The following is a 20617-nucleotide window of genomic DNA, read 5'->3' as shown; positions in this document are numbered from 1 at the left end:
ATACCTTTGGCGCATGGAAAAAGAGACAACAATTTTTGGTATTCGTGCTATTATAGAAGCCGTAAAATCTGGAGAAAATATCGATAAGGTATTTCTTCAAAAAGGATTGAGAGGTGATTTATTTACTGAATTGGAAGACTTACTGAGAAAAGAACGTCTCAATGTCTCTTATGTTCCAGTTGAAAAACTAAACAGGCTTTCCAAACAAAATCACCAAGGTGCTATTGCTCAAATTGCTCCAATTTCATTTTATACACTTGAAAACCTTGTTGAAACTGTATTAGAATCTGATAAAACACCACTATTTCTTCTACTCGACCAATTAAGTGATGTACGAAATTTTGGTGCCATTATAAGAACTGCGGAATGCACAGGAGTTTCAGGAATTATCATTCAGAAAAAAGGTGGTGCTCCAGTCAATGGTGATACTATTAAAACGAGTGCTGGTGCAATTTTCAAAATCCCAATTTGTAAAGTAGATCATATTAAAGACGCTGTATTTTATATGCAAGCCTCAGGAATTAAAGTTATTGCAGCTACTGAAAAAGCCGAACATACCATTTATGATGTTTCTTTTAAGGAACCTTGTGCCATTGTAATGGGTTCTGAAGGAAAAGGTATTAATCCGTCAGTTTTAAAAGTTGCCGATGATCAGGCCAAGCTTCCTATTCTTGGAGAGATTGAATCTTTAAATGTTTCGGTAGCTTGTGGCGCTTTCCTTTATGAAGCTGTTAGACAAAGAATGAAGTAAACAACATCAGGCACAGGTATTAGTCTTCTCTTTTTTTAAACGTATAGGTAATATTTAATTGGTTTTCTTCAGAAGACATCTCTTCTTCTATTTCTGGTTCGAGGTTTTCGATAAAGTTTCCATTTTCATCAAAGTGTTTCAAAAACGGATCATCATCTTCGTTATAATCTGGTTGTTGCCAAACATAGCGTTCTGGCTTTGCTACCGATTTTCTAAAAATTAAAGCAAATAGCAATCCAGAAATTAATCCGCCTAAATGCCCTTCCCAAGACATGCCTTCCTTAACGGGAAACACATACCAAATCATGCTTCCATAGAGAAAAATAATCATCAGAGATAACGCTACTAAACGATAATGTTTAGCGAAGACACCTTTAAAGAAAATAAAACTCACCAGCACATAAACCAATCCGCTGGCACCAATATGATTTGAAGGTCGTCCGATAATCCAGGTGATTAATCCTGATAAAATAATTCCGTAGAGAATAACTTTCCAGGATATTTTCCGATAGAAATAAAATAAAGCAACAGACAAAATAAATAGCGGAATACTATTGTGATATAAGTGCTGAATATCGGCATGAATAAACGGACTAAAAAAGATGCCACTCAAGCCTTCCAACTTTTGAGGATACACGCCAAAAGTTTTAATAGCAGGAAAAAAACGAACCTGCAACCAAAATACTATCCAGATTGACAGCACAAAAAACACAGGGTAGGCAACGACTCCTGTAGAATATCTAAAATGCTGTTGGTTGTGACTCATCTTCAAATTTAAAATATAATTAGCAAATTGCTCTCCATTTATTAAAACTATGAAATATTGTCACGTTCATTTTTGTAATTTTACGGTATGAATGAACCATTAGCAGAACGATTACGCCCACAAACGCTTGACGATTACTTAAGTCAGTCACATTTAGTGGGCAAAACTGGTGTTTTAACTCAGCAATTGCAACATGGTGTTATTGCCTCTATGATTTTTTGGGGTCCTCCAGGCACAGGAAAAACGACACTTGCTAATATTATAGCCAACGAATCTAAACGACCTTTTTACACCTTGAGTGCTATAAACTCTGGTGTTAAAGACATTAGAGATGTTATTGATAAAGCCAAGCAAAGTGGTGGTTTATTTACAACAAAAAACCCCATTTTATTCATTGATGAGATACATAGGTTTAGTAAATCTCAGCAAGATTCCTTGTTACAAGCTGTTGAAAAAGGATGGGTAACTCTTATTGGTGCCACAACTGAAAACCCGAGTTTTGAAGTGATTCCTGCACTTCTTTCCAGATGTCAGGTCTATGTCTTGAATGCCTTTGACAAAACCGATTTGGAAGCGCTTTTAAAACGTGCTATTAAGGACGATGAAATACTTTCAAAACGCACCATTAAATTAAAAGAAACGGAAGCTCTTATCAGACTTTCAGGAGGTGATGCCAGGAAGCTTTTAAATGTATTTGAACTTATTGTTACCTCATATAACAGTGATGACACGATTGTAATAACAAATGACGTTGTTTCAGAAAAAGTTCAAAACAATACAGTTCGATATGATAAAACTGGAGAACAACACTATGACATTATTTCGGCATTTATAAAATCGATTCGAGGTAGTGATCCTAATGCTGCTGTGTACTGGTTAGCACGAATGATTGAAGGTGGAGAAGATGTTAAATTTATTGCAAGACGTTTAATTATCTTAGCAAGTGAAGATATTGGCAATGCAAATCCTACAGCATTGGTAATTGCAAACAACACATTTCAGGCAGTAACTGTTATAGGATTTCCAGAATCTCGAATAATTTTGAGTCAGTGCGCAACGTATTTAGCAACTTCGCCAAAAAGCAACGCAGCTTATGAAGCTATTGGTAAGGCTCAACAACTTGTAAAAGAGACAGGCGATTTATCTGTTCCATTGTCTATAAGAAATGCGCCAACCAAATTAATGAAAGAATTAGGCTATGGCGACGCTTATAAATATGCACACAGTTACGATAACAATTTTGCAAATCAGGAATTCTTACCAGAAGAGATTCAAAACACAAAACTTTATAATCCTGGAAATAATGCACGTGAAAATGCACAACGCGAATTTTTAAAGCTTCGCTGGAAAGATAAGTACGGTTATTAAAATTTGATGTTTAAGGTTTCAAGGGATGTTGATTTACCGTCATTTTTAGACAAATACCAAAATCCATCCTCCTTATAAACGATTGCATTTTGATCTTTTACGATAAAGGTATTTGTTTTAGGGGTTTCTAGAAGAATCATAACGACTTTTGGTGTTGTATCAACCACTTGAAATCCGTTGGATATTGGTTGAGCAAATAACACATGACTAGCTTCTGACAAAACTTTAGTATGCGCTAACTTTTCATCTTTTGCTATAGGCTCAGGAACAGCAACCATAGCTGATTTCTCTTCTACTTTTTCTTGTTTTAAAGCTGCCACTTCTTGTTTTAAGCGTTCAATTTCTTCCTCTGCCTTTTTAGTTTCTTCATTACTGATATTGGAAGACTCATTATTTAAGTTAGAAGATAATGCTTCAATTTTAGGGTCTGATTTATAGTTATAATTGTGAAACTGAAACGTTTCAAAAGCATTCCTAAGTGCTAAATTGTATGATATTTTAAATTCTTTTTCTCTGGATTTTCCAACTTTTGAGGCCACAATTAGCTGTCCGTTACAATCCATTAGGTTTATAATAAGTTTTGTACTTAAAAAACCACCTCTGTCTTTTACCACTTCAGCTTTTAAAGCCAAACATCTATTCCTTCTTAAATCTTCTGGGAACGGATCATTTTCTAAAAAAGCTGTGTAACCATATTTATTGAACAAAAATTTAGTCAGGGAATTTATTTGATATTGATCTGTATCACTCAAAAATTCATATTTCAATGGTACAATGATATATTTATAATTATCGATAGCTTCAACATTTATGACTTCATCTTGGGAAAAACCATTGAAAGAAATAAGGACTACCATTGAAAAAATTAAGGCGATATGTTTCATGTAAATTAGTTTTATTTTTAATTATAATGAGAAGAAATTAAAGATACAATTTTATATCTAACAAAGTCTTTATCTGTTTGATATGAGATTCTGGATTGTGGTTATGGTAATTAAATAAAATGGCGTCAAAACCAACATCAAGTGCTCCTAAAACATCAGCTTCAAGACTATCGCCAATCATTATACTTTCGTGCGGTTTAGCTTTTGCAGCTTCTAAAGCGTAGTTAAAAATTATTGGATTGGGCTTTTTGACACCAGCAATTTCAGAATTGGTAACCGTTTTGAAATACTGAGCAATCTTAGCATTATCCATCTTCTTTTGTTGCGCTTCATCAAATCCGTTGGTAATGATGTGTAACTGATAGCGATCCTTCAAATGTTCTAAAATATCAAAAGTACCTTCAAACAAATGATTAAATGTTGTTAAATACGCTATATAATCTTCAGATAACTTATGTATCGTATCGTCTGAAATTTTGAAACTAATTGCGTCAAAAGTGTCTTTCAAGCGACTGTAACGCAAATTGGGTTTGTCAATTTTTTCATCACGATATAGTTTCCAATAGTCTAAATTGATAGGTTCATAAACCGACAAAAATTGATTTCTGTCAATATCGATTTGATGTAAGTGAAATATTTTATCAAATGTTAATGCTGAGTTTTTATCAAAATCCCAAAGCGTATGATCGAGATCGAAGAATACGTGTTTTATGTTTTTAATCTTCATTTGCAGAATCTAATATCAAAGTGAATAATTCTCGGTAGCCGTTCCAAAGTGCATCGTCACTAAAACTATAATTATGAAAAATAGGTGTGAACGTACCATTGACTTGTTTGACTTGTTTTATAATACGTTGTAAGGCTTCTTTTTTATCTAGTTGAGACTGGTATTTTAACAACGCAGAATCTAAGCAATGAAACGAATGAATTTGCAGCGGTGTTTGAACTTCATAATCTAAGTCGTAAAATAAAAACGGTGTACAAGTACCTGCTCTAAAGCCTAATTCTTTAATATAGCCCATGGTAAAATCCTGATGGATTTCAAGTTCTACTAAATGCCGATAGGACTTAGGCAAATTTAACTTTGAAAATGAATGACGCGATGCTTGTAGTTCATAATTAATTATAGATTCCATCGCTTTCTTTTCCTTTTTCAATATAGCAATATCGTCAAGTGCGAAATAGGAGGCTTTTAATCCGACTTTAGAATAATCTGCCACAGATTTAATGAGCGATACAAATTCTTTTTTATTAATACTAATATTTTTGTCATAGGTTGAATAATCACCTATTAAAAAAAGGACGATGAACTTGAAATCGCAATTTTTCTGTTTATTGATTATCCATTTAAACGTATCATGAGGATCACGTTTAAAACCTGACAATACCATAGCTCTTTGGTAAAGTCGCCCCAATCTTAAACGTATCAAATCATTGAAAATACCTCCAAATGTTCTTAATAAGCCTTTTTTTCTAAAGTAGTACGCTCTTGGCACATCAATAACAGGTTGAACCGTATAATTTCTATCAGTAAACTTAAAATCTTCAAACTTTTCTTCTAAAACAGCTTTGAGTTTATAAGCCCAGATATCTACAACAGGTTGTTGCAAAAAGTTATTCTTAAAGGCTATACTTTCAGAAGCCGTAAATCGACCATAATCATCTTTTACATGAGGCAAATATTCCTCATAACGACTTAATAAATAAAACGAAGCTGCAAAAATATCAAATGGCAAAGCACTCTTTTCGCCAGTGGCAAAAAAGCATTTGGTTTCATCCCAATCCTGAACATTAATATCAATATCTGAAAGCCCTTGCTCAAAAAGCAACTCGTGGCTTCTAATAAACACCTCGTTACTAAGTGGTTGTTTGGTATAGGACATTTTGATACTGTCATGAGCAATAAAATCTTCAATAGTCGTGGTAAACGTTACTGGAACACCTAAAATTCGTGTGCACAAATGTTTAAATGTGTAACGTAATCTTGGTGTTATTTTATGTGAATAAACGAGGAGCATACCTAATCTCAGATTCTAGCTTTTAAAAGTACCAAATTACCAAATGAAAACAGTCATTTTATAAATGGAATTTAGAAAATCAATTAGATTTCACAAAAGTGATTCATCTGCAAAACTAAAGTAACTGCTTTCTGTAATTATTAAATGATCTAAAACCTTTATATCTAAACTTTGCGCAGCTACTTTCAACTTTTGGGTCAGATTCTTATCTGCTTCACTGGGTTTTAAAGTTCCAGAAGGATGATTATGAGCTAATATTAATCCCACAGCCCCAACTTCTAAAGCGGTTTTAAGAGCCAATCGAACGTCGACTAATGTGCCTGTGATTCCTCCTTTACTCAATTGATTTTTTTGAATGACTTTATTGGAATTATTCAAATAAATAATCCAGAATTCTTCATGAGGCAACTCTCCAATAATGGGTTGCATAAGTTCAAAGACCGAAACACTAGAGCTAATTTTATTTTGTTCGAGTGCTTCATTTCCTCGTCGTCGTCGCCCTATTTCTAATGCAGCAGCTATGGAAATAGCTTTAGCTTCTCCAATTCCTTTAAAGGTCATGAGTTGTTTTAATGACAGTTTTCCCAAGGCATTAAGGTTATTATTTACGCTTGCTAAAATACGTTTGCTAAGTGTGACAGCACTTTCCTCTCTGTTTCCTGAACCAATGAGTATGGCTACCAGTTCGGCATCACTAAGACTAGACTTCCCTTTATCACGAAGTTTCTCACGAGGTTGATCATCCTGTGACCAATTTTTAATAGAAAATGAAGTTGGTTTCTTGGTCATTATAAAAAGATATATCGTAACTTTCTGTGCATAAATATATACATTATATAGAAAAAATACTATATTATTATGGAATCACTTTTTACTTCTGATGCTTATAATGAAATTATGAGTAGAATTGAAAAACTTGATGGAAATGCTAAAGCAAAGTGGGGAAAAATGAACGTTTCTCAAATGTTAGCTCATTGCAATTTCCCTTTGCAAGTGGCATTACAGGATCTGAAGTTAGAGAAACCTAATGCTTTCAAACGCTGGTTATTTTCTTTTTTTAAATCATCTTTATATGATGACAAACCATGGAAGCAAAGTTTACCAACTTCTAAAGAATTCATTGTACATGACTGTAAAGAATTTACCACTGAAAAGTCCAGATTAAAAAAAATAATTGAAAGGTTTCACAATGAAAAGACAAGATTAGAGTGGCCTCCACATCCAATGTTTGGAGCATTCACTCAAGAGCAATGGGGAAAAATGCAATACAAACATTTAGATCATCATTTAAAACAATTCGGAGCCTAATGAATTATCCTCCAAAACATCATCAGGATGACAATATAAATCACATAATTGAAGTGATAAATGCTTATCCTTTGGCCACTGTGATTTCGGTTAGTGAGAATCAACCTCTAATTACCCATTTACCTTTAATTTTTGAAGATGGAAAGCTTATTGGTCATATTGATATACATAATCCACAAGCAAATTATTTAAAAAACGATTGTGATGTTACACTAATTTTTTCAGGACCTGAATGTTATATTTCTCCAAGTGTTTACGCAACCTCTCAATTACCAACATGGAATTACATCAAAGTACATTTAAAAGGAACGGTTAAAGCTATTGACAGTAAAGCAGCTTTAAAACAATCGCTAATACGCATGACTGAATTTTTAGAAGCTCCAGATTACAAGTATGTCTTAGAACCTGATAATCCAAAGCTGGACAGAAACCTCAACTATATTAAAATGTTTGAAATTACCATAACCAATTGGGAAGGTAAATTTAAGTTATCTCAAGACAAAAAGCCAAGTGATACTGAAGCCGCCCGAACGGAATTAATAAGAGCTAACCAAGAAAGCATCAAACATTTTTTGGATAAGGTGTTTTAATTAGCTAAAATCATAGGATTATGAAAGAATTAAAAAAAGAAGATATTAGTCAAGATATATTTGACTTATATGATGATTACGCTCACAATAATCTAAATCGTCGTCAGTTTGTTGAAAAGCTTTCCTTGTATGCCGTTGGAGGTTTAACTGTGACTTCCCTTTTGAGTTTCATCTCACCAAACTATATAGACACCTTGCTAGTACAACCTGATGACCCAACGTTAGATTCACAATACATCACCTATGATTCTCCTAAAGGTGGTGGAACTATAAAAGGTTTGCTGTCTCAACCTAAAGCAAATACAACAAAATTACCTGGTGTCATTGTTATACACGAAAACAGAGGTCTTAATCCTTACATTGAAGACGTTGGTCGTCGAGTTGCAAAAGAAGGCTTTATTAGTTTAGCTCCAGATGCTTTAACGCCTTTAGGTGGTTATCCTGGTAATGATGATGACGGCAGAACAATGCAGAAAAAACGTGATCGAAATGAAATGATTGAAGATTTTATAGCTGCATACCATTATCTTAAAAGCCATGAACATTGTAATGGTAGTATTGGTGTCGTTGGCTTTTGCTTTGGTGGTTGGATGTCAAACATGATAGCTGTACGTTTACCAGAATTAGATGCTGCAGTTCCTTATTATGGTAGACAACCTTCTGATGAAGATGCAGCGAAGATAAAAACGCCTTTATTATTACAGTATGCAGAATTAGATACCAGAGTTAATGAAGGATGGCCAGCTTTTGAAACTGTATTGAAAGCTAACGACATTGAGTACCAAGCCTATATTTATCCAGGAGTAAATCACGGATTTCATAATAATACCACACCAAGATTTGATAAAGAAGCAGCAGATTTATCTTGGGAACGAACTATAGCCTTTTTTAAACTTCATTTAGAAAACTAGCTTCACATTATTCAAATTTTAGCAATCATATTTAAATAAATATTATTTTTGGCACAGCTTTTGGAAAGCTTAAGTTTTTTAAAATCAACTATCATGAAAAAAATTACATTCCTTACATTGCTTTTAGTGAGCTTATTTTCAAATGCTCAAGAATCCAGATTAACAATTTTCTCTGAAGATGGAGATGCATTTTATGTTATTTTAAATGGCATTAGACAAAATGAAGAACCAGTAGTTAATATTGCTGTAGATTATCTGGTTAACGATTACTATGACACTAAAATTATATTTGCTGATGAGTCAATTCCAGTGTTGGAAAAGAAACATCTTATGGTTGTTGATGTAGATAACCAAAGAGGAGAAGTTGTTTATAAAATTAAAGATACTAAACGTGGTAGAAAATTACGTTTTTTCTCTTTTACACCTTTTCAAGCCATTATGCCTCCTCCAAGTAATGTATCTGTAATTCATTACAATGCAACACCTTTACCGCCTATTCAAACAGTAACTCAAACGACTACAACTACGACATCTTCGGGTAATGGTGATCAAATTAATATTGGTGTTGGCGTAAATGCAGGAGGCACTAATGTTGGCGTTGGAATTAATGTGAATTCAGGTATGTCAACCACAACAACTCAAACCACGACTACAACTATTGGAACACCAACTGATGTTGTTATTGTTGAAGACACGGGTTGTTATGAAATGTCTCGTCCAGATTTCAATCAGGCACTTGCTTCGATTGAAAGCAAAACCTTTTCAGATTCTAGATTAACACTCGCTAAGCAAATTACTAAAAGCAATTGCTTGAACTCAGGTCAAATTGCTCATATAACCAGCTTATTTGATTTTGAAGACACACGATTAGAATATGCTAAATTTGCTTATATCTATTGTTTCAATCCTGAAAATTACTGGAAGGTCAATAACTCTTTTCAATTTGAATCTACAATTGAAGAACTAGACGAATATATAGCCTCTTTAGGACATTAATTTTATCACCTTATTGCACATTATAAGAATCTAAACGCCTAATAACACTAGGCGTTTCTTGTGATACAAAAGACGATGTATCATAAATAAGCCCGATACCATCTGAATAATAAAACGTATCTAAACTTGGCGCCTGTTCTCCATCTGGTAAAATAACATAACGCTCAGAATATATACACTCAAAAGTTCCAGCTTCAACATTGAGTGTCGTTGAATCCTCTGTTAATTTTTCTACGATATTTCCCCAATCATTTTCATCAAGCGTACGTTCAGAATAATCATTATTAGTGAATTTCACTTCACCAGTATCCCAAATAAGGTTGCCATCTTGTTCCCTTAAATATTCGAAATGTTCACCGTTTGGATTGCACAAAGTAATGCCTTCTTCGTTACCTGTTGTTAGTCTTCTAAACTTATAATATTCAATTCCTGAAATAGTTTCCATACCAACAATACTGACTTGATCTACGACTCCAGTATCTTCATAAGTTTGGGAGTTTATATCGTATTTATAGTTTTTATAAACCCAGGAATTCCCTACACGTAAAGCGTAGAAGTTATCTTCTTGAACTTCCTGATTAACAGAGTTATCATCATTAGAACATGAAAAAAATAGAGAAATAATACATACTGTGATAAGAATACGTTTCATAATAATTTATTGATTTTAGAAATTGGTTAATAAACGTAATTGTGCAGTATAAGTGTTGTTGAATTGAATGGTTGGAATAATAACGAACAGATATTTTAATTAGTATAAGTTTCCGCAGTAATAATCGGGAATTTAAGTTTTAATTCAGATTGCTCTTTCATAAAATCCTCATACAACTCGTAGGAATCTTCAATAACTTGTTCTTTTTTCTGCAACTCATCAACAGCTTTAAAGTGGGCTGACAACACTGTAATATAATCTTGATATGTCGTATTTTCTGATATCAAATAATTAATCAAAATATCTATCGAAACATTATCCTTAAATTTGTCAACCAACATAATTTTAGGAACTTTTACACCATCGATAATTACTGAATTTTCAACATATACATTAAGAGTATCTTTAAATACAGGCTCTTTAAATATCCTATCAGGAAATGGTGGGTAAAAACTCGCTTCCTTTGGTCTAAATTGAAGAATATTATATGCTATTGTCTTAGCTATTGCTTTTCGTTGAAAGCTACGAGTTAATAAATTCTCATTACGCACCTCATAAGTTATTCGCCTTTGACCGATTGAAAACAGCACAACCTCAATTTGCTTAATATTTTTTAAGGTTATGTTTTTATCTGCAGAAACTATTACATTGAGACGTGAATATAGCTCTTCTCTGAGTGAAGCACGTTCATTTATAATTTCATTAGAAATTTCATGCATCTCAATGACTTCATTGTATTGGTTTCTTATGATCAACTCACCATTATCATCCTGAAGAATTTTAAAACTGATCGTAGGATACCTGTAATCCAAATTTTGATGATACAATGATTTAGGTAGATCAACAATTGGATTCGCTTCTAAAGCCATATTATCAATCGCTTTGTAATTAATAATATTGATTTTACTTAATCCATACGAAAGACTACAAAACAGTAAAGCATGAATACATATGTACTTCCATTTCTGTTTATTGAATACGCTTTTTAATGTCTTCCATGATTCTAGGTATAAAACAATAATTAAAAGAATTGCTATAAGTTTTGCTGTTGACGTAAATTCAAAATCCATACAACACATAGCAAATGTGCCAAACATCCAACCTAATTTTAAAAACCAATGTGCAAAATTAAACCCTAAGAAAATTTGTTCGTTTACAATTCGCTTTCGCTTTAGGCTTCTCCTTGACATTAAATTACCTGGTCGGCTAAATAAGAAACTAACTGCTATTGAATGTCCTAAAATAAATGATACACTAGCAAAAAATAGATTATAAAAATTTCTAGAATCTTCACTAATTATATTTGGTATTAAATCAAAACTGAAGGAAATAACTCTTTCCGTTTCAAAAATAGCTTGTGAAAAACTATAGGTAACGAATGCTGAGAAAACACTTATGCAAATGAAGGCGAAGGTTTTAAACTTAGAAAAATTTCTAAAATTCAAATGGTCATCATAAAATAGTCTATTGAATTTCATTCTCGTAAGTTTATATTAGGTAAGTATAAACTTAAGACTAAACGTTACAAAAAGGAATTAGACGAATAACTTCTTTACCTCATCAAAATCCAAACCTCCATAATTACCAGAACTCATAAGTAACAAGGCTTTGTTATCGAAATTTTGAGAGAATAAATAGTTTTTAAAGTCTTCTGGATTGGTATAAATTATTAAATCATCACGTTCAAAGGCATTGGCAATTTGTTCGTGAGTGACTTCATCTAATTTTTTGATTTCAACAGCATGAGGAGAATAAAATACAATAGCTACATCTGCGGCATTTAAAGCGCCTTTATATTCTTTTAAAAATTCAGCATTTAAACTGCTGTAGGTATGAAGTTCTAAACATGCAACAAGCGTTCTATCGCTATATTGTTCTTTTACAGCATTGGTTGTTGCCTCCACCTTACTTGGCGAATGTGCAAAATCTTTGTAAGCAACACTTTGAGACGACTCAGCGATTTTTTCCAGACGTTTGCTTGCGCCCTTAAAAGTCGCAATAGCTTCATAAAAATCATCTTCATCAATTCCCATATGCTGACAAATCCATTTGGCACCAGCAAGGTTATTAAGATTATGCTTTCCGAAGATCTCAACAGGCAAATCCCCTTCTGGCGTTTCTAATAAAGTTTGTCCGTTTTCAACACGATATTCAGGCGTATGATAAGCAAGTTTTCGAATTGGGTTTTCGCTTGCTTCAACAACACGTTTTACTTCCAGATCTTCTTCGTTATAATTGATACTTCCGCCATTCACAATACTATCGACAAAAATGGAGAATTGCTCTACATAGTTTTCATAAGTTGGAAATACGTTGATATGATCCCAAGCAATGCCGCTTAATAAGGCAATATTAGGCTTGTATAAATGAAATTTTGGTCGTCTGTCAATTGGCGAACTTAAATACTCGTCACCTTCCAACACAATAAAATCGTTATCTTCAGTAAGTTTTACCATGACATCAAACCCTTCCAGCTGCGCACCAACCATATAATCAACATCACGATCGTGGTAATGCATCACATGTAAAATCATAGATGTAATCGTCGTTTTTCCATGACTTCCACCAATAACCACTCGTGTTTTATGTTTGGATTGTTCGTATAAAAATTCAGGATAGCTATAGATTTTCAGACCTAGGTCTTGTGCTTTTAACAATTCCGGATTATCAGCTTTCGCATGCATTCCTAAAACAATGGCATCTAATGAATTTGTGATTTTCTCGGGAAACCAACCAAATGTTTCAGGCAACAAACCCTTAGCCTTCAAACGTGACTTTGAAGGATCAAATATAGTATCATCACTGCCAGTGACTTTATATCCTTTGTTGTGTAATGCGATTGCGAGATTGTGCATTGCAGCTCCACCAATGGCTATAAAATGTACGTTCATGGTTAGTTGGTTTGAAAATTAAATCTATACAATATATGATTTTACAGCTTCTAAAGCTTTGTCTAATCCATCAGGATTTTTTCCACCAGCTGTAGCGAAGAATGGTTGACCTCCACCTCCACCTTGGATGTGTTTTCCTAAATCTCTAACGATGGTTCCTGCATTTAAATCTTTACTGGCAACCAGTTCTTTTGAAATATAACACGATAATAATGCTTTACCATCATTTTCTGTACCAAAGAGTAAAAACAGATTATCGAATTGACTGCCCAATTCAAAACATAAATCTTTGATTCCAGAAGCATCTAAATCGATTTTCTTAGCTAAAAACTGAATGCCATTAATTTCAGCGATTTCATTTTTTAAATCACCTTTAATGTGCTTCGCTTTCTCTTTCAGTAAGTTCTCAATCTGCTTCTTTAAATCTGAATTCTCTTCCTGAAGATTTTGCAATGCTTTAACGGGCTCTTTAGCGTTGTTGAGCAAATCTTTCATTTCAAAATACGCTCTGTTATTTTCAAAATAGAAATCTTTTACAGCATCGTTTGTTATCGCTTCAATACGACGAATTCCGGCAGCAACTGCTCCTTCTGAAACAATCTTAAAATGCCAGATATCTCCAGTATTTTTAACATGTGTTCCTCCGCAAAGCTCAATCGATTGTCCGAAGCGTACTGTGCGAACCGTATCTCCATATTTTTCTCCAAATAAGGCCATAGCACCTTCTTCAATTGCTTTTTCCATAGGAATATTACGTTGTTCTTGAAGTGGAAGTTTACCTTCAATTCTGGAGTTGACAAAATTCTCAACGTCGCGCAATTCTTCAACTGTAAGTTTGGCAAAATGAGAAAAGTCGAAACGTAAGTATTTTGAATGGACCGCAGACCCTTTTTGCTCCACATGTGTTCCAAGAACTTCTCGTAGAGCCTGATGCAATAAATGGGTTGCCGTATGGTTGCATTCCGTTCTGTTACGCTGTTTAATGTCTACAGACGCTTTAAACGTTGCATGAATATCTTTCGGTAAGTTTTTAGCAAAATGAATAATGACATTGTTTTCCTTTTTAGTATCAACAATATAAACGATATCACCTGAAGCATCTTCCAAATAGCCCTTGTCTCCTACTTGCCCACCACCTTCAGCATAAAATGGCGTTAGATTAAAGACCAATTGATACATTTCTCCATTCTTTTTTGACGTTACTTTACGATATTGTACCAATTTAACATTAGCCTCAATAGCATCATACCCAATAAACTCTTGCTCTTCATCTTCAATTAAAACTGTCCAGTCATCCGATTTGAGTTGTGACGCTTGTTTGCCTCTTTCCTGTTGTTCTTTCAACTTTAATTGAAACTCATCATGATTGTATGTATAGCCTTTTTCACGAAGAATTAAATCGGTTAAATCTTCAGGAAAACCATAAGTGTCTTTAAGTTCAAAGACTTTTTTTCCTGAAATTTCTTTAGATTTTGAACTTGTAATAATTCGATCTAGAAGTAACAAACCTTGATCTAAAGTTCGTAAAAAAGAAGACTCCTCTTCTTTAATTACGTTTTCAATCAGTTGCTTTTGTTCTTTCAATTCTGGGAATGCTTTACCCATTTTTTTAATAAGTACATCAACCAATCTATAAATAAAAGGCTCCTTTTTATCTAAAAAGGTAAAGCCATAACGCACTGCTCTACGCAAAATTCTTCGAATTACATAACCTGCACCAGTGTTGCTAGGTAATTGACCATCTGCTATTGAAAATGCCACAGCTCTAACGTGATCTGAAATAACACGAATAGCGATATCCACTTTGTCGTTTGTTCCGTATTCCTTATTAGTGATGGTTTCAATCTCTCTAATGATTGGCGTAAACACGTCTGTATCATAATTAGATTGAACACCTTGCAAGACCATACATAAGCGCTCAAAGCCCATTCCAGTATCGATATGCTTCGCAGGTAAGTTTTCTAAACTCCCATTAGCTTTACGATTGTATTGCATAAATACGAGGTTCCAGATTTCAACAACCTGAGGATGATCCATATTTACTAATGACTTGCCGTCAACCTTAGCTTTTTCTTCTTCAGAACGAATATCAACATGAATTTCGCTACAAGGACCACAAGGACCTTGGTCTCCCATTTCCCAGAAATTATCCTTTTTATTTCCCATAAGAATGCGATCTTCAGAAATGAATGCTTTCCAAAAATCATATGCTTCCTGATCCATTGGAAGATTGTCATCGTCACTACCTTCAAAAACGGTAACATAAAGGATGTCTTTGTTGATGCCGTAAACTTCAGTCAACAACTCCCAAGCCCAAGCAATGGCTTCATTCTTAAAGTAATCACCAAAACTCCAGTTTCCTAACATTTCAAATAAAGTATGATGATAGGTATCGTAACCTACTTCCTCTAGATCGTTATGTTTACCAGAAACACGCAAACATTTTTGGGTATCGGCAATTCTAATGTTTTTTGGTTCGGCATTTCCTAAAAAGAATTCTTTAAAAGGCGCCATCCCAGAGTTAACGAACATGAGTGTTGGATCGTTTTTTAACACCATTGGTGCTGATGGTACTATACTATGCTTCTTTTCATGAAAGAAGTTTAAAAATGTTTGGCGAATGTCTTGAGACTTCATAATTAGAAATTAAATCCTTGTAAATTAACCCATTGCAACACTTAAACTGATGAAAACCTCTAAAACTAAAGGCCAAATGACTTCAAAGTGTGAAACAATTTATATATTTGTGTGTTGTTCTATTATTCCTGCAAAAATAGAACTTTTTAAGATATGGCTAAAGTAAAATATTATTACGATTCTGAAACGCTTTCTTACCGGAAAATAGAGCGTAAAAAAAGAACTACAATAAAGTTTACCATGCTGTTTTTATTAGCAGCAGCTTTATTCGGATTTCTTTTTGTTTTTATTGCAAGCCAGTATATTGAATCACCAAAAGAACGTGCTTTAAAACGAGAATTAGCTAATTTACAATTACAGTATAAACTACTCAATAAGCGTGTAGACAATGCCTTTGCAGTTTTGGAAAGTGTTGAAGAACGCGACAATGCAATTTATCGGTTATATTTTGAAGCTAACCCAATCCCTTCTGAACAACGACGAGCTGGTTTTGGTGGTATTAATCGCTATAAAAAATATGAAGGGTACGATAATTCGAAATTGATCATTGAAAGTAACAAACGTTTAGATTTACTTCAAAAAGCAATTGTCGTGCAATCAAAATCCTTAGATGAAATTGCTGTTTTAGCAGAAGACAAAGAAAAATTCTTATCAGCCATACCTGCTATTCAACCTGTAAAAAATGAAGACTTAAAATACATGGCTTCTGGCTATGGCTATAGAACTGACCCTTTTACTAAAGTTAGAAAATTTCATTTTGGTATGGATTTTACAGCTCCAAGAGGCACACCAGTTTATGCTTCAGGAGATGGTGTTGTCACTCGCGCAGATAATAATGCCTCTGGATATGGCAAACACATCAGAATAGATCATGGCTACGGTTATGTATCACTCTATGCGCATTTATACAAATACAATGTGCGTTCTAATCAAAAGGTGAAACGTGGTGATTTAATAGGTTTTGTAGGAAGTACAGGACGTTCTGAAGCACCTCATCTTCACTATGAAGTATTTAAAGATGGTGAGCGTATTAATCCAATTAATTTTTACTACGGAAACCTATCTGCAGACGAATATGCAAGACTGTTAGAAAAAGCATCTTTAGAAAACCAATCCTTAGACTAATGCATATAGATTTACCTGAAAAAAGATATTACAGTATTGGCGAAGTAGCTAAGGCATTTGATGTAAACACCTCTTTAATCCGATTTTGGGAAAAAGAATTTGATGTTATTAAGCCTAAAAAAAATGCAAAAGGAAATCGGAAGTTCACTCCTGAAGACATTAAGAATCTACAATTCATTTATCATTTGGTAAAAGAGCGCGGATTTACACTTGAAGGTGCAAAAACACATCTTAAAGAAGAAAAACAACAAACACTTAACAACTTTGAAATAATAAATAAGTTAGAAGGTATAAAAGCCCAGCTAATAAAAATTAAATCACAGTTGTAACATATGCAATATTACTACAACTAATAAAACACAACTTTAAAACTATATCATTATGAAAAAATGGCTCATTCCTGTTATTATCATTGCTATTTTAGCAATAGGATCTTATTCCTGGGTTAAAGGATTTAATAATACTGCAGTTCAGCTAAATGAAAATGTGAGTGAAGCATGGGGAAATGTTCAAACATCTTACCAAAGACGAAATGACCTTATTGGTAATTTAGTTAATACTGTAAAAGGTGCTGCTGACTTTGAACGCAACACATTAAAAGATGTTATTGAAGCCAGAGCAAAAGCAACCTCTATTAATATTGATCCATCCAATGTAACACCTGAGCAACTGGCTCAATACAATCAAGTACAAGGTGGATTGAGTGGCGCTTTAAAAAGTTTATTAGTAACGGTTGAGCGTTATCCTGATTTAAAATCGAACCAAAACTTTCTTAAACTTCAGGACGAATTAACAAGCACTGAAAATACTATTCAAACAGCCAGAACACGCTATAATGAAGCCATAAAGCCTTATAATATTCATGTAAAAGAATTCCCAAACTCTATTTTAGCTGGAATTTTAAATTTTGATGAAAAGCCATATTTTGATTCAGAAGCTGGTGCTGAAAAACCTGTTGATGTAGAATTTGATTTCAACAATTAAGATGTCTAAAGTGGAAGCTTTCCTCTCTGTCGATGAGGAGCAAGAAATCATTGAAGCAATTCGAACTGCAGAACAAAACACATCTGGTGAGATTAGAATTCATATTGAAAACTCATCAAAACTAGATGCTTTTAATCGTGCGATGGAGGTCTTTCACTTCCTCAAAATGGATAATACCAAACAGCAAAACGGTGTTCTCATTTATGTTGCTGTAGAAGATAAAACCTTTGTCATTTATGGTGACAAAGGTGTTAACGATGTTGTTCCAAAAGGATTTTGGGACAGCACTAAAGATGTTATCCAATCTCATTTTAAGCATGGTAATTTTAAACAAGGACTTATTGAAGGTGTTCTTAAAGCTGGCAAACAATTAGAAACTCATTTCCCATGGATTCATGGTGATACAAATCAATTACCTGACGATATTTCTAAAGGATAGATGGTAAGCAAAAGTATTTAAAATAAAATGTCATACGTAGCGAATAGTATAAAACACAAATTTAAAGTTATGCATCACGCCAAAATGTTATGCCTGTTAGCTATGCTTTTACTGAGTTCGCAAACCGTACTTGCTCAATTTGATATTCCTCCTATTCCAAAGGAAGAAACGAGTGTTTATGACTATGCTAACTTACTTTCTGCTTCTGAAAAACAGAATTTAGAACAAAAACTCATTCGATATTCTGATACTACATCTACACAAATTGTCATAGCCATAATACCAACTACCAAAGGCGAAAACATAGGATTGCTCACTCCAAAATGGGCTCATGAATGGGGAATTGGCCAGTCCAAAGAAGATAACGGTGTGTTTATTTTACTTGCCAGAGATGATCGTAAAATCTGGATTTCACCAGGCTATGGTGTTGAAGACCGACTTACGGCTGGAGTTACTGGTGAATTAGTAAGAAATGTTATCATACCAGAGTTTAAAAAAGGAGATTATTACCAAGGACTTAATAAAGGTTCTGATGCTATTTTTGAAGTATTAACTGGAGCTTATCAAGGTACAAGACAAAGTAATTCACAAAACCCATTTCCTGTAGGTCTCTTTTTCTTATTATTTATCATTTTTATCATTTTCTTGATTGCTATTTCTAAAAACAGACGAGGTGGTAATAATGGAAGAGGTGGACATCGAACTGATGGTACTAGTATTCTTGATGCTATTATCTTAAGTAATATGGGACGTGGAAGTTATGGAGGTCGCTCAGGTGGCTTTGGGAGCAGCTCAGGCGGAAGCTTTGGTGGTGGCGGATTTGGAGGAGGCTTCGGAGGAGGCGGTTTCTCTGGCGGAGGTGCTGGTGGAAGCTGGTAGGTTGTTAGTTGTTAGTTGTTAGTTGTTAGTTGTTAGTTGTTAGTGCAAAATAAAAAAACACTATCTTTTTACAGAATAGTGTTTCACTGATATTTGATTCTATGTTTTACTTCTTACGCATATAAACGCTAATTGGAACACCTTTAAAATCAAAATGATCTCTTAATTGGTTTTCTAAGTACCGCTTGTATGGATCTCTTACATATTGTGGCAAGTTACAGAAAAATGCAAATTGAGGTTGAGGTGTTGGTAATTGCATGATATATTTAATCTTCACAAATTTACCTTTATATGCTGGAGGCGGATAATTTTCAATAATTGGTAATAGTACCTCGTTAAGCTTACTTGTTTTAATCTTTTTAGTTCGGTTGTTATAAACTTCAACAGCAGTTTCGATTGCTTTAAAAATACGCTGTTTATTCAATACTGAAATAAACACAATAGGCACATCTGTAAAAGGTGCTATTTCCTCTCTTATTTTTCTTTCAAAATCACGAGTAGTCATGGTATCTTTTTCAACTAAATCCCATTTATTGACTAATATCACAATCCCTTTTCGGTTACGTTGTGCTAACCAGAATATATTTTGTACTTGTCCGTCGAAACCTCTCGTAGCATCTAAAACCAATAAGCAAACATCACAATGCTCAATAGCTCTTACGCTTCGCATTACTGAATAAAACTCAAGATCTTCTTTAACTTTAGATTTTCGTCTGATACCAGCGGTATCCACTAAATTAAACTCGAAACCATAACGGTTATATTTTGTATCAATTGAATCTCTGGTAGTTCCAGCGATATCTGTAACGATGTAACGCTCTTCACCAATAAGTGCGTTTATAAAAGATGATTTACCAGCATTTGGACGGCCAACAACTGCGAAACGTGGCAGTTCATCTTTCTCTTCCTCTTCTTCCTTTTCTGGTAAGGCTTCAACTAGTGCATCAAGGAGATCTCCAGTGCCACTGCCATTAATACTCGCGATGGTAAAATATTCACCTAAACCCAGTGAATAAAACTCCACTGCATCTTCAGCACGTTTTCCGTTATCAACTTTATTGACGGCTAAAAAAACGGGTTTATCGACTTTACGGAGTAGTTTTGCTACGTCTTCATCCATCCCAGTAACACCAGTTTCAACATCTACCATAAAAATGATGGCATCAGCTTCATCGATTGCTAATTCAACCTGTTTATCAATTTCAGCTTCAAATATATCATCACTTCCTTTAACGTAACCACCTGTATCAATTAATGAAAACTCTTTTCCGTTCCAATCACTTTTCCCGTAATGTCTGTCACGTGTCACACCACTCACAGCGTCAACAATGGCTTCACGACGTTGAATTAAACGGTTAAAAAATGTTGATTTTCCAACATTTGGTCTTCCTACTATAGCAACTATATTACTCATAATT

Annotated in this window: 21 protein-coding genes; 11 read left to right on the top strand and 10 right to left on the bottom strand. The window is 34.1% G+C overall.

Annotation, left to right across the window (positions count from 1 at the left end; translation table 11 throughout):
* Positions 1-13 precede the first annotated feature (13 nt).
* Positions 14-751 (top strand): 23S rRNA (guanosine(2251)-2'-O)-methyltransferase RlmB, encoded by a 738-nt coding sequence (rlmB, locus tag TD18_RS03525; protein WP_040248488.1) that lies wholly within the window; start codon positions 14-16, stop codon positions 749-751.
* Positions 752-770: 19 nt separating this feature from the next.
* On the opposite strand, the gene TD18_RS03520 is transcribed toward rlmB, so the two are convergent.
* Positions 771-1517 carry a rhomboid family intramembrane serine protease gene (locus tag TD18_RS03520; protein WP_040248484.1) on the bottom strand — a complete coding sequence of 249 codons (747 nt, stop codon included), beginning with the start codon at positions 1515-1517 and terminating at the stop codon, positions 771-773.
* Between the two features lie 87 nt (positions 1518-1604).
* On the opposite strand from TD18_RS03520, the gene TD18_RS03515 reads away from it, so the two are divergent.
* Complete coding sequence (locus TD18_RS03515) at positions 1605-2885, top strand: replication-associated recombination protein A (RefSeq protein ID WP_040248482.1); 1281 nt, start codon at positions 1605-1607, stop codon at positions 2883-2885.
* Here TD18_RS03515 and TD18_RS03510 read toward each other — a convergent pair.
* The 4 genes from TD18_RS03510 to radC all read right to left on the bottom strand — a co-directional run bounded on the left by TD18_RS03510 (position 2882) and on the right by radC (position 6576).
* Positions 2882-3769 carry a hypothetical protein gene (locus tag TD18_RS03510; protein ID WP_152611307.1) on the bottom strand — a complete coding sequence of 296 codons (888 nt, stop codon included), beginning with the start codon at positions 3767-3769 and terminating at the stop codon, positions 2882-2884. The genes TD18_RS03515 and TD18_RS03510 overlap by 4 nt on opposite strands.
* 37 nt (positions 3770-3806) lie before the next feature.
* Positions 3807-4496: a YjjG family noncanonical pyrimidine nucleotidase gene (locus TD18_RS03505; RefSeq protein ID WP_040248478.1), complete on the bottom strand. Its 690-nt coding sequence runs from the start codon at positions 4494-4496 to the stop codon at positions 3807-3809.
* The gene (locus TD18_RS03500) at positions 4486-5730 is read right to left on the bottom strand and encodes a polysaccharide deacetylase family protein (protein WP_316931624.1); all 1245 of its coding nucleotides are present in this window, start codon (positions 5728-5730) and stop codon (positions 4486-4488) included. The genes TD18_RS03505 and TD18_RS03500 overlap by 11 nt, the downstream gene beginning before the upstream one ends.
* Positions 5731-5877: 147 nt before the next feature.
* Positions 5878-6576, bottom strand: a complete 699-nt coding sequence (radC, locus tag TD18_RS03495) for a RadC family protein (RefSeq protein WP_040248474.1) — start codon at positions 6574-6576, stop codon at positions 5878-5880.
* Positions 6577-6645: 69 nt separating this feature from the next.
* Here radC and TD18_RS03490 point away from each other — a divergent pair, with 69 nt between their 5' ends.
* The 4 genes from TD18_RS03490 (at position 6646) to TD18_RS03475 (ending at position 9592) form a co-directional block, all read left to right on the top strand.
* Positions 6646-7095, top strand: a complete 450-nt coding sequence (locus tag TD18_RS03490) for a DUF1569 domain-containing protein (protein WP_040248473.1) — start codon at positions 6646-6648, stop codon at positions 7093-7095.
* Positions 7095-7685, top strand: coding sequence for an FMN-binding negative transcriptional regulator (locus TD18_RS03485; protein ID WP_040248470.1), 591 nt, complete (start codon positions 7095-7097; stop codon positions 7683-7685). Before TD18_RS03490 ends, TD18_RS03485 begins: the two co-directional genes overlap by 1 nt.
* A gap of 20 nt (positions 7686-7705) precedes the next feature.
* Positions 7706-8596: a dienelactone hydrolase family protein gene (locus TD18_RS03480; protein ID WP_040248468.1), complete on the top strand. Its 891-nt coding sequence runs from the start codon at positions 7706-7708 to the stop codon at positions 8594-8596.
* Positions 8597-8689: 93 nt separating this feature from the next.
* Positions 8690-9592: a DUF4476 domain-containing protein gene (locus TD18_RS03475; protein WP_040248466.1), complete on the top strand. Its 903-nt coding sequence runs from the start codon at positions 8690-8692 to the stop codon at positions 9590-9592.
* A 10-nt stretch (positions 9593-9602) separates the two neighbouring features.
* Here the strand turns inward: TD18_RS03475 and TD18_RS03470 are convergent, their stop codons facing one another.
* From TD18_RS03470 to alaS, 4 genes are all read right to left on the bottom strand, one after another.
* Positions 9603-10244 (bottom strand): hypothetical protein, encoded by a 642-nt coding sequence (locus TD18_RS03470; RefSeq protein WP_040248464.1) that lies wholly within the window; start codon positions 10242-10244, stop codon positions 9603-9605.
* A gap of 95 nt (positions 10245-10339) precedes the next feature.
* Positions 10340-11722 carry a hypothetical protein gene (locus TD18_RS03465; protein WP_040248462.1) on the bottom strand — a complete coding sequence of 461 codons (1383 nt, stop codon included), beginning with the start codon at positions 11720-11722 and terminating at the stop codon, positions 10340-10342.
* Positions 11723-11779: 57 nt separating this feature from the next.
* Positions 11780-13135, bottom strand: a complete 1356-nt coding sequence (locus TD18_RS03460; RefSeq protein WP_040248460.1) for a UDP-N-acetylmuramate--L-alanine ligase — start codon at positions 13133-13135, stop codon at positions 11780-11782.
* 24 nt (positions 13136-13159) lie between these two features.
* Complete coding sequence (alaS, locus tag TD18_RS03455; protein WP_040248457.1) at positions 13160-15772, bottom strand: alanine--tRNA ligase; 2613 nt, start codon at positions 15770-15772, stop codon at positions 13160-13162.
* A gap of 153 nt (positions 15773-15925) precedes the next feature.
* Here alaS and TD18_RS03450 point away from each other — a divergent pair, with 153 nt between their 5' ends.
* The 5 genes from TD18_RS03450 (at position 15926) to TD18_RS03430 (ending at position 19199) form a co-directional block, all read left to right on the top strand.
* The gene (locus TD18_RS03450; protein ID WP_040248456.1) at positions 15926-16897 is read left to right on the top strand and encodes a M23 family metallopeptidase; all 972 of its coding nucleotides are present in this window, start codon (positions 15926-15928) and stop codon (positions 16895-16897) included.
* Entirely contained in the window at positions 16897-17226 is a 330-nt protein-coding gene (locus TD18_RS03445) for a MerR family transcriptional regulator (RefSeq protein ID WP_040248454.1), read from the top strand. The genes TD18_RS03450 and TD18_RS03445 overlap by 1 nt, the downstream gene beginning before the upstream one ends.
* A 52-nt stretch (positions 17227-17278) precedes the next feature.
* The gene (locus TD18_RS03440; protein ID WP_040248451.1) at positions 17279-17881 is read left to right on the top strand and encodes a LemA family protein; all 603 of its coding nucleotides are present in this window, start codon (positions 17279-17281) and stop codon (positions 17879-17881) included.
* Between the two features lies 1 nt (position 17882).
* On the top strand, positions 17883-18320 hold the full coding sequence (locus TD18_RS03435) for a TPM domain-containing protein (protein ID WP_040248449.1): 438 nt from the start codon (positions 17883-17885) through the stop codon (positions 18318-18320).
* 69 nt (positions 18321-18389) lie between these two features.
* Complete coding sequence (locus TD18_RS03430; protein ID WP_040248447.1) at positions 18390-19199, top strand: TPM domain-containing protein; 810 nt, start codon at positions 18390-18392, stop codon at positions 19197-19199.
* Positions 19200-19305: 106 nt separating this feature from the next.
* On the opposite strand, the gene der is transcribed toward TD18_RS03430, so the two are convergent.
* Positions 19306-20613 carry a ribosome biogenesis GTPase Der gene (gene der, locus TD18_RS03425; RefSeq protein WP_040248445.1) on the bottom strand — a complete coding sequence of 436 codons (1308 nt, stop codon included), beginning with the start codon at positions 20611-20613 and terminating at the stop codon, positions 19306-19308.
* Positions 20614-20617 lie beyond the last annotated feature (4 nt).

This window comes from Psychroserpens mesophilus (genome assembly GCF_000826645.1).
Lineage (GTDB): Bacteria > Bacteroidota > Bacteroidia > Flavobacteriales > Flavobacteriaceae > Psychroserpens > Psychroserpens mesophilus.
Note: the sequence above shows the minus strand (reverse complement) of the source record. Positions and strands in the feature narration are given on the sequence as shown.